Annotated in this window: 11 protein-coding genes; 5 read left to right on the top strand and 6 right to left on the bottom strand. The window is 60.2% G+C overall.

The genetic code is table 11. From position 1 onward, the window contains the following. Positions 1–239: 239 nt before the first annotated feature. On the bottom strand, positions 240–677 hold the full coding sequence (locus tag AC0ZWN_RS04160) for a hypothetical protein (protein ID WP_476334134.1): 438 nt from the start codon (positions 675–677) through the stop codon (positions 240–242). A gap of 103 nt (positions 678–780) precedes the next feature. On the opposite strand from AC0ZWN_RS04160, the gene AC0ZWN_RS04155 reads away from it, so the two are divergent. After that, positions 781–1218 (top strand): universal stress protein, encoded by a 438-nt coding sequence (locus tag AC0ZWN_RS04155; protein ID WP_095050463.1) that lies wholly within the window; start codon positions 781–783, stop codon positions 1216–1218. A 147-nt stretch (positions 1219–1365) separates the two neighbouring features. Here AC0ZWN_RS04155 and AC0ZWN_RS04150 read toward each other — a convergent pair whose 3' ends face one another. Continuing rightward, on the bottom strand, positions 1366–3288 hold the full coding sequence (locus tag AC0ZWN_RS04150) for an ATP-binding cassette domain-containing protein (protein ID WP_476334132.1): 1923 nt from the start codon (positions 3286–3288) through the stop codon (positions 1366–1368). Positions 3289–3502: 214 nt separating this feature from the next. Here AC0ZWN_RS04150 and AC0ZWN_RS04145 point away from each other — a divergent pair, with 214 nt between their 5' ends. Then, positions 3503–5431, top strand: coding sequence for a transglycosylase SLT domain-containing protein (locus tag AC0ZWN_RS04145; RefSeq protein WP_093433658.1), 1929 nt, complete (start codon positions 3503–3505; stop codon positions 5429–5431). Between the two features lie 82 nt (positions 5432–5513). On the opposite strand, the gene AC0ZWN_RS04140 is transcribed toward AC0ZWN_RS04145, so the two are convergent. Beyond that, positions 5514–7319, bottom strand: coding sequence for an ABC transporter transmembrane domain-containing protein (locus AC0ZWN_RS04140; protein WP_095124317.1), 1806 nt, complete (start codon positions 7317–7319; stop codon positions 5514–5516). A 256-nt stretch (positions 7320–7575) separates the two neighbouring features. Between AC0ZWN_RS04140 and AC0ZWN_RS04135 the strand changes: the two genes are divergently transcribed. After that, the gene (locus AC0ZWN_RS04135; protein WP_093433652.1) at positions 7576–7755 is read left to right on the top strand and encodes a PA1571 family protein; all 180 of its coding nucleotides are present in this window, start codon (positions 7576–7578) and stop codon (positions 7753–7755) included. Positions 7756–7924: 169 nt separating this feature from the next. Here the strand turns inward: AC0ZWN_RS04135 and pdxB are convergent, their stop codons facing one another. Next, positions 7925–9067: a 4-phosphoerythronate dehydrogenase PdxB gene (pdxB, locus tag AC0ZWN_RS04130; protein WP_476334131.1), complete on the bottom strand. Its 1143-nt coding sequence runs from the start codon at positions 9065–9067 to the stop codon at positions 7925–7927. A gap of 159 nt (positions 9068–9226) precedes the next feature. Here pdxB and AC0ZWN_RS04125 point away from each other — a divergent pair, with 159 nt between their 5' ends. After that, entirely contained in the window at positions 9227–10636 is a 1410-nt protein-coding gene (locus AC0ZWN_RS04125) for an MATE family efflux transporter (protein WP_476334130.1), read from the top strand. 48 nt (positions 10637–10684) lie between these two features. On the opposite strand, the gene tusA is transcribed toward AC0ZWN_RS04125, so the two are convergent. Then, on the bottom strand, positions 10685–10933 hold the full coding sequence (tusA, locus tag AC0ZWN_RS04120) for a sulfurtransferase TusA (RefSeq protein ID WP_095050458.1): 249 nt from the start codon (positions 10931–10933) through the stop codon (positions 10685–10687). A 181-nt stretch (positions 10934–11114) separates the two neighbouring features. After that, positions 11115–12188, bottom strand: a complete 1074-nt coding sequence (gene rlmM, locus AC0ZWN_RS04115; protein WP_093433641.1) for a 23S rRNA (cytidine(2498)-2'-O)-methyltransferase RlmM — start codon at positions 12186–12188, stop codon at positions 11115–11117. 222 nt (positions 12189–12410) lie between these two features. Here rlmM and acnA point away from each other — a divergent pair. Further along, positions 12411–15139 (top strand): aconitate hydratase AcnA (gene acnA, locus AC0ZWN_RS04110; RefSeq protein WP_476334129.1); only part of this gene is annotated, 2729 nt, incomplete at its 3' end.

Genomic DNA, 15139 nt, shown 5'->3' with positions numbered 1-15139 from the left:
AACACGCGTCTGCATGTGAAGCCATTCATAGAATCAATAGTTAGAAAAGTCGCCCTAATTCGCAGCAGCCCTTGTTTAAAGGGCTACGCTGGGTGGACGACAGGGAAATGCGTTGACAGAACCTGCATCAAAAAAGATTTCCGGCCTGCCTGGCCAACCCCGCCCGATGAATCATGTCGGGCTTTTTATTGCGCGTCTGCCGGACGTTCCCCACCGTTGCAGTGGGAAAAGTCCGCGCGTCACGCCAGTGCTTTCAGAGTGGTGTCGATGTCCTGCAACACCGACGCTTCGCCCTTCTCGCCCCAGTACAAGGCGATCATCTGCTTGTCTGCTTCGACTTTGAAAACGTTGCCGGGCAACTTTTCGAAATGATTGAGCAGCGCCCGATCTTCGCAGACTTCCTGCCATTGATTGACCCACACACCCGGCGATTTTTGCCAGTAAGTCCAGCAGGCAGGCGACTTGCTACGCCGCGGCCGATGATACTGCGCACACGGATTCGGCGGCTCTTGCGCCAGCCAGTGCGGCCATTCCTGAGGCGCCAGTTGCATGGCCAGACCCATGCGCCGCGCCTCCATGCGCAAGGCGATGCGACCGCTTTGCGCGCGCGATGGGCGCAACCACGCCAACGGACTCAAAACCACCAGCAGGATTGACACCACCAACCAGACCGTCATATCTCTATTCCCAATTCTTGGTGAGCGCATTGTGTCACTTTGGAACCAATGCGCTTGAAACCAGCCATACTTAACAATATTGAAACCTCACGAGGAGCACCTCATGCCCTACCACCACATCCTGGTCGCCGTAGATCTGACCGAAGAGTGCGACCCAGTGATTCACCGCGCCCGCGAGCTATCGGTGAGCAATGGCGCCAAACTGTCGCTGGTGCATATCGTCGAACCAATGGCGATGGCATTCGGCGGCGACGTGCCGATGGATCTGTCACAACTGCAACAACAGCAGTTCGATCAGGCCAAGGAGCGCCTGGAGCGTCTGAAAGCCAAATACTCAGAGCTTGAGGGCGCCAACTGCCACCTGACCTATGGCCAGCCACGCCAGGAAATCCATCATTTCGCCAAGGAAAACACGTGCGATCTGATCGTGGTCGGCAGCCATGGCCGTCATGGTCTGGCGCTGTTGCTCGGCTCGACCGCGAACGACGTACTGCACGGCGCGCCATGCGACGTCCTCGCCGTCCACCTGGTCAAACGTTGAAACACTGATCATTGTGGGAGCGATCCTCTTCGCTTAGCCTGACACACCGCATTCGCGAGCAGGCTCGCTCCCACATTGGGTCTCCACCCGCATATGAAAAGCCCGGCGTTCATCACTGAACGCCGGGCTTTTTCACATCCGGATCAATCAGGCATCCAGCTCGGCCCAACGCTCCATCAACGCGTCCAGCTCAGCCTGCAACTGCTCCAGCGAGGCAATCACCTTGGCTGTTTCAGCCGGTGGACGCTGATAGAAACCGCCTTCAGCCATCTCGGCCTCCACTGCGGCGATCTGCTGTTCCTTGGCGTCGATATCGCCCGGCAACGCTTCCAGCTCGCGCTGCAGCTTGTAGCTCAGCTTTTTCTTGGCAACCGGGGCAGCAGCGGCAGGCGCAGCAACCACAGCAGGCTCAGCGGTGACTACCGCCGAATTCAGGTCAGCCTTGCCCGATTTGCTTTCAGTCACGCCCAGCAGACGCGGCGAACCGCCCTGACGGATCCAGTCCTGATAACCACCGACGTATTCACGCACCTTGCCTTCACCTTCGAAGACCAGAGTACTGGTGACCACGTTGTCGAGGAATGCCCGGTCGTGGCTGACCATCAGCACGGTGCCGTTGAAAGTCAGCAGCACTTCTTCGAGCAGCTCGAGGGTTTCCACGTCGAGGTCGTTGGTCGGTTCGTCGAGTACCAGCAGGTTCGCCGGCTTGCTGAACAACTTGGCCAGCAACAGACGCGCACGCTCACCACCCGACAGCGCCTTGACCGGCGTGCGGGCACGCTGTGGGCTGAACAGGAAATCGCCGAGGTAGCTCAGCACGTGACGGCTCTGGCCGTCGATATCGATGAAGTCGCGACCTTCGGCGACGTTGTCGATCACGGTTTTTTCCAGATCCAGTTGATGACGCAACTGGTCGAAGTAGGCCACGTCGATCCGCGTGCCCTCTTCCACTTTGCCGCTGGTCGGTTGCAGACCGCTGAGCATCAGTTTCAGCAACGTGGTCTTGCCAGTGCCGTTGGCGCCAAGCAGACCGATACGGTCGCCGCGCGTCAGCACCATCGAGAAGTCCTTGATCAGGAACGGGCCGCCCGGGTGAGCGAAACTCACGTTCTCGAGGACCATCACCTGCTTGCCGGACTTGTCGGCAGTGTCCAGCTGAATGTTGGCCTTGCCGGTGCGCTCACGACGTTCGCTGCGCTCGACGCGCAACGCTTTCAGGGCGCGGACGCGGCCTTCGTTGCGGGTGCGGCGCGCCTTGATGCCCTGACGGATCCAGACCTCTTCCTGGGCCAGTTTCTTGTCGAACAGCGCGTTGGCGGTTTCTTCAGCGGCCAGCGCGGCTTCTTTGTGCACGAGGAAGCTGGCGTAGTCGCCGTTCCAGTCGATCAGGCCACCGCGATCCAGTTCGAGGATGCGTGTAGCAAGGTTTTGCAGGAAGGAACGGTCGTGCGTGATGAACAGCACGGCGCCCTGGAAATCTTTCAGGGCTTCTTCGAGCCAGGCAATCGCACCGATGTCCAGGTGGTTGGTCGGTTCGTCGAGCAGCAGCAGATCGGGCTCGGACACCAGCGCCTGCGCCAGCAGCACGCGACGACGCCAGCCGCCGGACAACTGGGCGAGGGTCTTGTCGGCCGGCAGTTGCAGACGGCTCAAAGTGCTTTCGACCAGAGTCTGCAAGCGCCAGCCATCACGGGCTTCGAGGTCTTGCTGAACGTGCATCAGCTTGTTCAGGTCATCTTCAGTAACGCAGTTCTGCGCAAGGTGATGGTACTCGGCGAGCAACGCGCCCACGCCATCAAGGCCTTCAGCGACCACGTCGAACACCGTCCGATCGTCGGCCACTGGCAATTCTTGCGGCAATTCGCCGATTTTCAGACCGGGGGCACGCCACACCGAGCCTTCATCGGGCTTCTGGTCGCCCTTGACCAGTTTCATCATGCTGGACTTGCCAGTGCCGTTGCGGCCGATGATGCACACCCGCTCACCACGGGCGATCTGCCAGGACACCTTGTCCAACAACGGCATAGCGCCGAACGCAAGGGACACATCGCTGAATTTGAGCAGGGTCATGAGCTTCTCCAAAAACCGGGCGCGCATTCTACCTGAGTTAGGGCTTCAGCAGGCCGGCAATTTGTCTGTCGAAGCACTCTGCACAACATTTGTTGCGAACTTGTGCTGCGAGGCCGGCAAAGCTTTCGCCGCTTGCTGGCAAAAGGCTAAGCTACAGACAATTCAGTGCTGACCGAGGTCGGCACTTGTCATGATTTCTCTGCCCGGATGTCTCATGCGCAGTCGCCTTTTCAGTGTCTTGTCCTGTTTGCTACTTACCGCCGCTGCCGCTCAATCCGCCCAGGCGGTGGACCTGTCCACCCAACGCCAGTATTACGATGAAGCCAAGCGCGCCCTGGCCAAGGGTGATACCGGCCCGTATTTCCGTTACAGCCAGGCGCTGGCCGATTACCCGCTGGAACCGTATCTGGCCTACGACGAACTGACCGCGCGGCTGAAAACCGCGAGCAACGCGGAAATCGAGAAGTTCCTCGCCGAACACGGTGACCTGCCCCAGGCCAACTGGATGAAACTGCGCTGGTTGCGCTGGCTCGCCGACCGTGGCGACTGGGCGACCTTCGTCAAGTATTACGACCCGAAACTCAACTTCACTGAACTGGACTGCCTGAATGCGCAGTACCAGATCAGCAGCAACCATAAGGCCGAAGGTTACGCCAACGCCGACAAGCTCTGGCTGACCGGCAAATCCCAACCCGCCGCGTGTGACGCTCTATTCGGCATCTGGGCAGCCGATGGCCAGCTCACTGAACAGAAACGCTGGGAGCGCACCAAGCTTGCCGCTCAGGCCCGCAACTATCCATTGGCCAACAGCCTGGTCAACGGCTTGACCACCCTCGCCCCGCGCGGTCGTTTGCTGGTCGATGTTGCGCAGAAACCCGAGCTGCTCAATCAGCCTTCGCGCTTCACCCCGGCCGATGAACCGATGTCCGACGTGGTCAGCCTCGGCCTGCGCCGTTTGGCCCGTCAGGACCCGGACAAGGCCATGGCGTTGCTCGACGGTTACGCCAGCAGCATGCATTTCTCCCGCGATGAAAAAGTCGCGATCGCCCGGGAGATCGGCCTGACGCTCGCCCGTCGTTTCGACAGCCGCGCGCTGGACGTGATGACCAAATACGACCCGGAGCTGCGCGACAACACCGTCTCGGAATGGCGCTTGCGCCTGTTGCTGCGTCTGGCCCGCTGGGACGACGCCTATCAGTTGACCCGCCGTCTGCCGCAGGATCTGGCCACCACCAACCGCTGGCGCTACTGGCAGGCGCGTAGTCTGGAACTGGCCCAGCCGCAAAACCCGGAAGCGCAGACCCTTTACAAAAACCTTGCGCGCGAACGTGATTTCTACGGTTTCCTTGCCGCCGACCGCTCGCAATCGCCGTACTCGCTGAACAACAAGCCATTGGTCCTCAGCCAAGCGCTGATCAACAAGGTGCGCAACACGCCGGGGGTACGCCGCGCGCTGGAATTCCATGCCCGTGGGCAAATCGTCGACGGTCGTCGCGAGTGGTATCACGTCAGCCGCCATTTCAATCGCGATGAAATGGTTGCCCAGGCGAAACTCGCTTACGACTTGAAATGGTATTTCCCGGCGATCCGCACCATCAGTCAGGCGCAGTACTGGGACGATCTGGATATCCGCTTCCCGATGGCCCACCGCGAAACGCTCGTGCGTGAAGCCAAGGTACGTGGCCTGCATTCGAGCTGGGTGTTTGCCATTACCCGCCAGGAAAGCGCGTTCATGGACGACGCACGCTCCGGTGTCGGGGCCAGTGGCCTGATGCAATTGATGCCCGGCACCGCCAAGGAAACCGCGCGCAAATTCAGCATTCCGCTGGCCTCGCCGCAGCAAGTGCTGGACCCGGACAAGAACATCCAGCTCGGCGCCGCGTATCTGAGCCAGGTGCACAGCCAGTTCAACGGCAACCGCGTCCTCGCCTCCGCCGCCTACAACGCAGGTCCTGGTCGCGTGCGCCAATGGCTGCGCGGCGCCGATCACCTGAGCTTCGACGTGTGGGTCGAAAGCATTCCGTTCGACGAAACCCGTCAGTATGTGCAGAACGTGCTGTCGTACTCGGTGATCTACGGCCAGAAGCTCAACTCGCCGCAGCCGCTGGTGGACTGGCATGAGCGCTACTTCGACGATCAGTGATCACCTGACTGACGCCAACTAACGAAAAATGCCCGTATCGCGAGATACGGGCATTTTTTATGGGCACAACCTGAGCGGCTATTTAGTGAATGGCAGGATCGGTGACAGGATTCGTTGACGCGCTCTTGCCATCATTGAACTGCAACGCTGCCAACCGCGCATACAGCGGATTGCTGGCAATCAGTTCCTGATGGGTGCCAATGGCCACAAGCTTGCCCTGATCCATTACCGCAATCCGGTCAGCGTTTTTCACCGTGGCCAGTCGATGCGCGATCACCAGCGTGGTGCGGTTTTGCATCAGGCTCGGCAGGGCTTCCTGAATCAGGTGTTCGCTCTGCGCATCAAGGGCGCTGGTGGCTTCGTCCAGCAGCAGGATCGGTGCGTCGACCAGCAACGCCCGGGCAATGGCCAGACGCTGACGCTGGCCACCGGAAAGACCGAGGCCTCCATCGCCGAGATGGGTCTGGTAACCGTTGGGCATTTTCTCGATGAAGTCGTGGGCATGAGCAATTTTCGCAGCGTCCTTGACCTGCTCCAGCGTCGCCCCGGGATTGCCGTAACGAATATTCTCTTCAACACTGCCGAAAAACAGCGCCGGCGATTGTGATACCAGGGCGAAGTGACGGCGCAGGTCCAGCGGATCGAGGCTGGTCAACGGCACGCCATCAATCAGGATCTGCCCTTCCAGCGGATCATAAAAACGCAACAGCAAGTCGTACACGGTGGACTTGCCAGCGCCGGACGGCCCCACCAGCGCCAGCGTCTCGCCAGCGCGAATGGTCAGATTCAAACCGTTGACGGCGTAGCTTTCCGGACGCGAAGGGTAGGAAAAACGCACGTCTTGCAATTGCAATTCACCCCGCACGCGCTCCGGCAAGGTCACCAGCCCAGTGACGGGCGGCTGGATGATGTTTTCCGAACCCAGCAGTTCAGCGATACGTTCGGCGGCCCCCGCCGCGCGCTGCAGTTCGCCGATCACCTCACTCAACGTGCCAATCGCACTGCCGACGATCAGGCTGTAAAAGACAAACGCCGCCAGTTCGCCCCCGGTGATGCGCCCGGCGATCACGTCCATGCCTCCGACCCACAACATCACTGCCACGGCGCCGAGCACCAGCACGATCACCATGGTGATCATCCACGAACGCTGAAAGATGCGTTTGCGCGCGGTGTCGAATGCGTCCTCGACCGTCGTCGCGAAACGCCGCTCATCCTGAACCTGGTGGTTGTAGGCCTGTACGGTTTTGATCTGGCCGAGGGTTTCCGATACATAGCTGCCGATATCGGCGACCCGGTCCTGGCTCAGCCGCGACAGATTGCGCACGCGCCGGCCGAAAATCAGGATTGGCGCAACCACGAACGGCAAGGCAATCACCACAATGCTGGTGAGTTTCGCATTGGTCACGAACAGCAGGATGACGCCACCGATAACCATCAACAGGTTGCGCAGGAACATCGACAACGACGAGCCGATCACCGATTGCAACAGCGTCGTGTCGGCCGTCAGCCGCGACTGGATCTCGGAACTGCGGTTGTTCTCGTAAAAGCCCGGATGGAGATAGACCAGATGGTTGAACACCTCCCGGCGGATGTCGGCCACGCAGCGCTCGCCGATCCACGACACCCAGTAGAACCGGGCAAACGTACCGACCGCCAGACCTAGCACCATCAACATGAAGATGCCGATGCTCTGGTTGAGCTGATGCGGCGACTGGGTCATGAAGCCACGGTCGACCAACAGTTTGATCCCCTGCCCCATCGACAACGTGACGGCGGCCGTAACGATCAACGCCAGCAGCGCAGCGATGACCTGCCAGCGGTAAGGGGCCAGAAATCGACTGGTCAGACGCAGCGCGCGACGGTGTCGTGAAGAAAGCTTCGGGGTCATTCAGGTGTACATCCGTGTTGATGAAAGGGCTAGCGTAAACCTTCTTTGGGGTGGAACTCTGTAAATCACAATGAGTCAGGTTAAATATGCCCCCAAAGACTAGGCCATAGTTGCTATCGGTCTAACGTCAAGGTTGAGACGAACGGTCATTTCTGTTGGACTGGAATGGCCGCTCATGACGGATCGAAAGGCGCTGTCACAGCCTGGTCACGTGGCGGTTTTAATCTGGGTATACAACCTGATGAGGAGACAGGCCATGTCCTTGCAACACAGCAGCGATGACAAGATTGAAGTGATCCGCACCAAGCCCGGCCAACCTCTGGGTTGCTCGATTATCGATAAGGATGGGCGTGAAGTACCGATCACCGAAGACATGATCCAGGACGCGTGCCGCGAACTGGACAAGCGATTGGTCAAGCCTGCCAAACAAAAGTGATATAGCCACCGTCTTCCTGACCCGGCCCCTTTGGCCGGGTTTTTTCTGCCTGCAGATCCGGGGACTTTTGGCGCGACCTTCGCGAGCAGGCTCGCTCCCATAGGAGATCGTCAGTGAGAGCGAGATCCATGTGGGAGCGAGCCTGCTTGCGAAACGGCCGACCCGGTTTCTAGACCGTCACCGCCCCCAGCGCCGCGACTATCTTCGCCAACACCGGCGAATCCCCTTCAATCCGCACCTTCAGCCCTTCAATCTCGCGCCGCACCGGATACTGCTTGCGTAGCACGTCGAACGCCGCCCGCTGCTCGCCGACATTACCTACGAGGCTGCGGCGAAAATCCGCATCATCACGGCGCGGGTCGTACACGCCTCGGCACAACATCGCCAGCGCCCAAGCCGGATCGCTGTCGCCATGCAAGGTCACTTGCGACAACCACGGCGCCGGTAGCAGCTCACTGAGTTGAATGCTTGCTGGCTGGCCGATGAATTGGCAGTAAGCCTGATAGATCTGCGCCGTTCCGCGCTGTTTGCCATCAAGGCTGTAACCGGCAATGTGCGGAGTGGCCAGTACGCAAAGTTCGGCCAATGCAACATCAACCTCAGGCTCGGCCTCCCAGACATCGAGAACGGCTTGCAGGTCTTCACGCTCCAGCAGCACTTCGCGCAGCGCGGCGTTATCCACCACCGGACCACGCGCCGCGTTGATCAGCCATGCACCGGGCTTGAGCTGCTGCAGACGCTGCTGATCGAACAGATGCCAGGTCGCACCAACGCCGCTGCGTGTCAGCGGTGTGTGCAGACTGATTACGTCACACTGCTCAATGATTTGCTCAAGGCTCACGTAATCGCCGCCCCCGGCAGCCTGACGCGGCGGATCGCAGACTTTGACATTCCAGCCCAACTCTTTCAGAACCTTGATCAGGCGCCCTCCCACCTCACCGGCGCCGACGACACCATAAGTCCGCTGAGTGAGATCGACACCTTCGATTTCGGCGAGGGTCATCAGACTGCCCAGCACATAATCGACCACGCCTCGGGCATTGCAGCCGGGTGCACTCGACCAGGTGATGCCGGCCTCATTGAAGTAGTCGAGATCCAGATGATCGGTGCCGATCGTGCAGGTACCGACAAAGCGCACCTTGCTGCCCTCAAGCAACGTGCGGTTGACGTTGGTCACCGAGCGCACGAGTAACACGTCGGCCTGCGCGACCGTCGCACGGTCGATGGAACGGCCCGGCACCCGGCGGATCTCGCCGAAACCGGCAAAAAAGGCATCGAGCAGCGGGATATTTTCGTCGGCAACAATCAGCATGGCGGGCTCCTTAGGCGGATCGGCAGTTTAGGTGCAGATCGGTCGCCGGGCCAGCGGGCTTTGCGCTTACAAATCCGCAACAGAGGATTTTTCCTGACCAAGGCGTCAGCGGCGTAGAATGCGGCGCCTTGCGCATCAACAGCTGTGGACGTTTTTCCCGTGAATTCTGTAACTGATCAACCTGTCGCCGTCTCCCTCACTCGCCCCGCGCGGATTCGCCAGGAGTTCAAGAACCTGCTCGCCCTGGCATTGCCGATCATCATCGCGCAACTGGCGACTACGGCCATGGGCTTCGTCGACGCGGTGATGGCTGGCCGCGTCGGGCCAAAGGATCTGGCAGCGGTGGCGCTGGGCAACTCGATCTGGGTGCCGGTGTTCCTGCTGATGACCGGCACCCTGCTGGCAACCACGCCGAAAGTCGCTCAGCGCTTCGGCGCCGGTACCCACAGCGAAATCGGCCCTATCGTCCGTCAGGCGTTGTGGCTGGCGCTGGTGGTCGGACTGATCGCCACCGCCATGCTGGTAGCCGCCGAGCCGGTGCTGCACCTGATGAAGGTCGATCCCGAGTTGATCGGCCCGTGCATGCAATACCTGCACGGCATCGCCAGTGGTCTGCCGGCGGTGGCTTTCTATCACGTACTGCGCTGCACCAGTGACGGCATCGGCCGTACCCGCCCGGCAATGGTGTTGGGCCTGTGCGGTCTGGCGCTGAACATTCCGCTGAACTACATCTTCATCTATGGCCATTTCGGTGTGCCGGCGATGGGCGGCGTCGGTTGCGGTTGGGCCACGGCCATCGTGATGTGGGTGATGGCGCTGGGGCTGGCCGGTTATGAGCGCTGGGCACCGGCCTATCGTTCGAGCGAAATCTTCAGCCGTTTCGACTGGCCACAATGGACAGTGATCAAGCGTCTGCTGGCGATTGGTCTGCCAATCGGTATCGCCGTGTTTGCCGAGTCGAGCATTTTTGCCGTGATCGCCCTGCTGATCGGCAGTCTTGGCGCCACCGTGGTGGCCGGGCACCAGATTGCCCTCAACGTCAGTTCGCTGGTGTTCATGATTCCCTACTCGTTGGGCATGGCGGTGACCGTGCGCGTCGGTCAGGCATTGGGCCGCGAAGAACCACGTGAAGCACGCTTTGCCGCTGGCGTCGGCATGGGCACCGCGCTGGCCTACGCCTGCCTGTCGGCGAGCATGATGCTGTTGCTGCGCGAGCCGATTGCGGCAATCTACACCGCTGACCCGACGGTGATTCACATCGCGGCGATGCTGATTGTGTATTCGGCGCTGTTCCAGTTTTCCGACGCGATCCAGGTCACCGCCGCCGGCGCGCTGCGTGGCTATCAGGACACGCGCGTGACCATGATCCTGACCCTGTTCGCCTACTGGGGCATTGGTTTGCCGGTGGGTTACGCCCTTGGTCTGACCGACTGGCTCGGCGAGCCACGCGGCCCGAGTGGTTTGTGGCAGGGTTTGATCGTGGGCTTGAGCTGTGCGGCGTTGATGCTGTCGATTCGCCTGACGCGCAGTGCGCGCAAGCGTATTCGGATCAGTCGCTCGGCGGGTTGATCGCCCATAAAAAAGACCTGCAGATGCAGGTCTTTTTTTTGCCTTTGATCAGGACTTTTTGCGGATCCAGTACAGATATGTACCGGCGTCTTCGTGCTGGCTCACCAGTTCATGGTCGAGAAACACGCAGAACTTGGGAATATCGCGCTTGGTCGACGGGTCGGTGGCGATCACTTTGAGCAGGCCGCCGGGCACCAGGTCACGGATGTGCTGGTGCAGCATCATCACCGGCTCCGGGCAATTGAGACCGGTGGCGTCGAGGGTGCCATCGACCGGGGTATCGATCATTTCACTCATGATTCACTCCTGAAACTGGCCGGCATTGTCGCGCATTGCCGGGTATTCGGTCATCTGTGGCGTTACGCCACACCCCTGTAGGAGTGAGCCTGCTCGCGATGGCGTAGTGTCAGCCAACATCAATGCTGAATGACCCAGCGCTTTCGCGAGCAGGCTCACTCCTACAGGGTTATGTGTTGTGTCAGCGGGATTTGGCTTTCTTGGTGTCGTGACGGCGCAAATGGCAGGTCACTTCTTCGCGGTCGTGATACAGCTGTTTGCAGCCGATATCGACCTTGATCCCGCGTGCCTTGAAACCATCGGCAATGCGTTCGAGCAAGCGCTTCACTTCGGCGTAACGCTGCTTCATCGGCAACTTCAGGTTGACCACCGCCTCGCGGCAATGCCCTTCGCCGATCCACTCTTCCAGCATGGCGGCATTGCGCGCCGGTTTCTCGACGATGTCGCAGACCATCCAGTCCACCGGTTGCTTGGGCTTGAAGGTGAAACCGTCTGCCATCAAATGCTGAACCAGTCCGGTATCCATCAGACTTTCAGCCATCGGGCCGTTGTCGATCGCGGTCACCAGCATGCCGCGATTGACCAGTTGCCAGGTCCAGCCGCCCGGCGCGGCGCCGAGGTCAACGCCGGTCATGTCGCTGTGCAGACGATCCTCCCACTGATCACGCGGGATAAAGTGGTGCCATGCCTCCTCCAGCTTCAGCGTCGAACGGCTCGGTGCTTCACGCGGGAACTTCAGCCGCGGAATGCCCATCGGCCACATCGCCGAATTGCCGGCATCGGCCATGCCGAGAAACACTTCACGACCGCTCTTGAAGGTCAGCAGCAGACGCGGTTTGCTGGCGTCATCCACCAGTTTGCCGGCGCCGGTCAGGGCCTTGCGCAGCGGGCCTTCGAATTTCTTGCAGAAATTCGACAGTTCCTTGCCGTCGTTGGTGTCGACGACTTCCAGCCACAGGCTGCCGCACACCGGGAATCCGGCCATGTGCGCGAGGATCACGCTGATGCGGTCGGTTTCCGGCAAATCGATGAAAACCCCGCGCGCCCACTGGCGCGGGAAGATCAATTCAGCGAAACGCTGACCGCGCATCAGGCGCTCGGCGCCGTCTTCTTCGGTGCAGACAAACTCGGCGCAGGCGGTAGCCGCTTTGGCCTTGGCGTAGCCGGCCACGTTGAGTTGCGCGGCGAGGTCGGAAATCTCCGAACAGACTTCGCCTTCGAAGCCTGGCCGGCAATGCATGAATAGGGTGTTCATTCTTACTCCTGGGCAGCGGGCGATCATTCGGCCGCCGCGCGATGCTCAGGCCTTGCGTTGAAGCAAAGCCTGTCACGAAAACCGGCGCATGATAGCCGATGTCGGAACCTTGGTTCCGCTCATAGAGTCCAGTTATTAGCCAGCTACCTAAAACAGGGCTAGGTTTAAAGCTCTATTCGTCCCCTCAATCCGTAGCCGTGCGGATTCAAAGGAGTGATCGTAATGCCGTCCCTCGATAGTCTGAAAACGCTCAAAACCCTGCAAATCGATGACAAGACCTACCACTATTTCAGTTTGCCGGATGCCGCCAAAAGCCTGGGCGACCTCGACAAGCTGCCCATGTCGCTGAAAGTCCTGCTGGAAAACCTGCTGCGCTGGGAAGATGAAAAAACGGTCACCGGCGCCGACCTCAAGGCGATTGCCGCCTGGCTCAAGGAGCGCCGCTCCGACCGCGAGATTCAATACCGCCCTGCCCGGGTGTTGATGCAGGACTTTACCGGCGTGCCCGCCGTGGTCGACCTTGCCGCCATGCGTGCGGCGATGGCCAAGGCCGGTGGCGATCCGCAGCGAATCAATCCGTTGTCGCCGGTGGATCTGGTGATCGACCACTCGGTGATGGTCGACAAGTTCGCCACCGCCAGCGCGTTCGAGCAGAACGTTGACATCGAAATGCAGCGCAATGGCGAACGTTACGCCTTCCTGCGTTGGGGCCAGAGCGCTTTCGACAATTTCAGCGTGGTGCCGCCGGGTACCGGTATCTGTCACCAGGTCAACCTCGAATACCTCGGCCGCACCGTGTGGACCAAGGATGAGGACGGCCGCACCTACGCGTTCCCCGACACGTTGGTCGGCACCGACTCGCACACCACCATGATCAATGGTCTCGGCGTACTCGGCTGGGGCGTCGGCGGGATCGAAGCCGAAGCGGCGATGCTCGGGCAACCGGTGTCGATGCTGATTCCGGAAGTGATCGGTTTCAAACTGACCGGCAAGCTCAAGGAAGGCATCACGGCCACCGACCTGGTGCTGACCGTCACGCAAATGCTGCGCAAGAAAGGTGTGGTCGGCAAGTTCGTCGAGTTCTACGGTGACGGCCTCGCCGACCTGCCGCTGGCCGACCGCGCGACCATCGCCAACATGGCCCCGGAATATGGCGCGACGTGCGGTTTCTTCCCCGTTGACGACGTAACGCTGGAATACCTGCGCCTGTCCGGGCGGCCACCGGAAGTGGTGAAACTGGTCGAGGCGTACACCAAGGCTCAAGGCCTGTGGCGTCTGCCCGGTCAAGAGCCGGTGTTCACCGACAGCCTGGCGTTGGACATGGGCAGCGTCGAAGCAAGCCTCGCAGGGCCAAAACGCCCGCAGGATCGCGTTTCGCTGCCGAATGTCGCACAAGCGTTCAGCGACTTCATGGATCTGCAATTCAAACCCACCAGTAAAGAAGAAGGACGTCTGGAAAGTGAAGGCGGTGGCGGTGTCGCGGTGGGCAATGCCGATCTGGTCGGCGAAACCGAATATGAATATGAAGGCCACACTTATCGCCTGAAAAACGGCGCCGTGGTCATCGCCGCGATCACGTCCTGCACCAACACCTCGAACCCGAGCGTGATGATGGCCGCCGGCCTGCTGGCGAAAAAAGCGGTGGAAAAAGGTCTGACCCGCAAACCTTGGGTGAAGAGTTCGCTGGCACCGGGTTCGAAAGTGGTCACCGACTACTACAAGGCTGCGGGGTTGACGCAATACCTCGATCAGCTCGGCTTTTCCCTGGTCGGCTATGGCTGCACCACTTGCATCGGCAACTCCGGGCCACTGCCGGAGCCGATCGAGAAAGCCATCCAGAAAGCTGACCTCACCGTCGCTTCGGTGCTCTCCGGCAACCGCAACTTCGAAGGCCGCGTGCATCCATTGGTGAAAACCAACTGGCTGGCCTCACCGCCGCTGGTGGTCGCCTATGCCCTGGCCGGCAGCGTGCGCAGCGACATCAGCAGCGAACCGCTGGGCGAAGATCAGCAAGGCAATCCGGTGTACCTGCGCGATATCTGGCCGACCAGCAAAGAGATCGCCGACGCGGTCAATCAGGTCAGTACGGCAATGTTCCATAAGGAATACGCCGAAGTGTTCGCCGGTGATGAACAGTGGCAAGCCATCGAAGTGCCGCAAGCGGCGACGTATGTGTGGCAGGACGATTCGACTTACATCCAGCATCCGCCATTTTTCGACGACATTTCCGGCCCGTTGCCTGAAATCAAGGATGTCAAAGGTGCACGGGTGCTGGCCCTGCTGGGTGATTCGGTGACCACCGACCATATCTCCCCCGCCGGCAACATCAAGGCAGACAGCCCGGCCGGGCGTTATTTGCGCGAAAAAGGCGTGGAGCCGCGGGACTTCAATTCTTACGGTTCACGGCGCGGCAACCATGAAGTGATGATGCGCGGCACCTTCGCCAACATCCGTATTCGCAACGAAATGCTCGGCGGTGAAGAAGGTGGCAACACGATCTACATTCCGACCGGCGAAAAACTGGCGATCTACGACGCGGCGATGAAGTATCAGGCTTCGGGCACGCCGCTGGTGGTGGTTGCCGGGCAAGAATATGGCACCGGGTCCAGCCGTGACTGGGCAGCCAAGGGCACCAATCTGCTGGGGGTCAAAGCGGTGATCGCGGAAAGCTTCGAGCGAATTCACCGTTCCAATCTAGTGGGCATGGGTGTGCTGCCGCTGCAGTTCAAGCTTGATCAGAACCGCAAGAGCCTCAACCTGACCGGCAAGGAAACCTTTGAAATCCAGGGTCTGACCGACGTCGAGCTGACACCGCGAATGAATCTGCCGCTGCTGATCACCCGTGAGGACGGGCGCCAGGAGAAGATCGAGGTGTTGTGCCGGATCGATACGTTGAATGAGGTGGAGTACTTCAAGTCGGGCGGGATTCTGCATTACGTCCTGCGCCAATT

The organism is Pseudomonas sp. 3B-A001-10F, assembly GCF_056313565.1.
The sequence above is the reverse complement of the archived record's forward strand: the minus strand, read 5'-3'. Positions and strand labels throughout refer to the sequence as shown.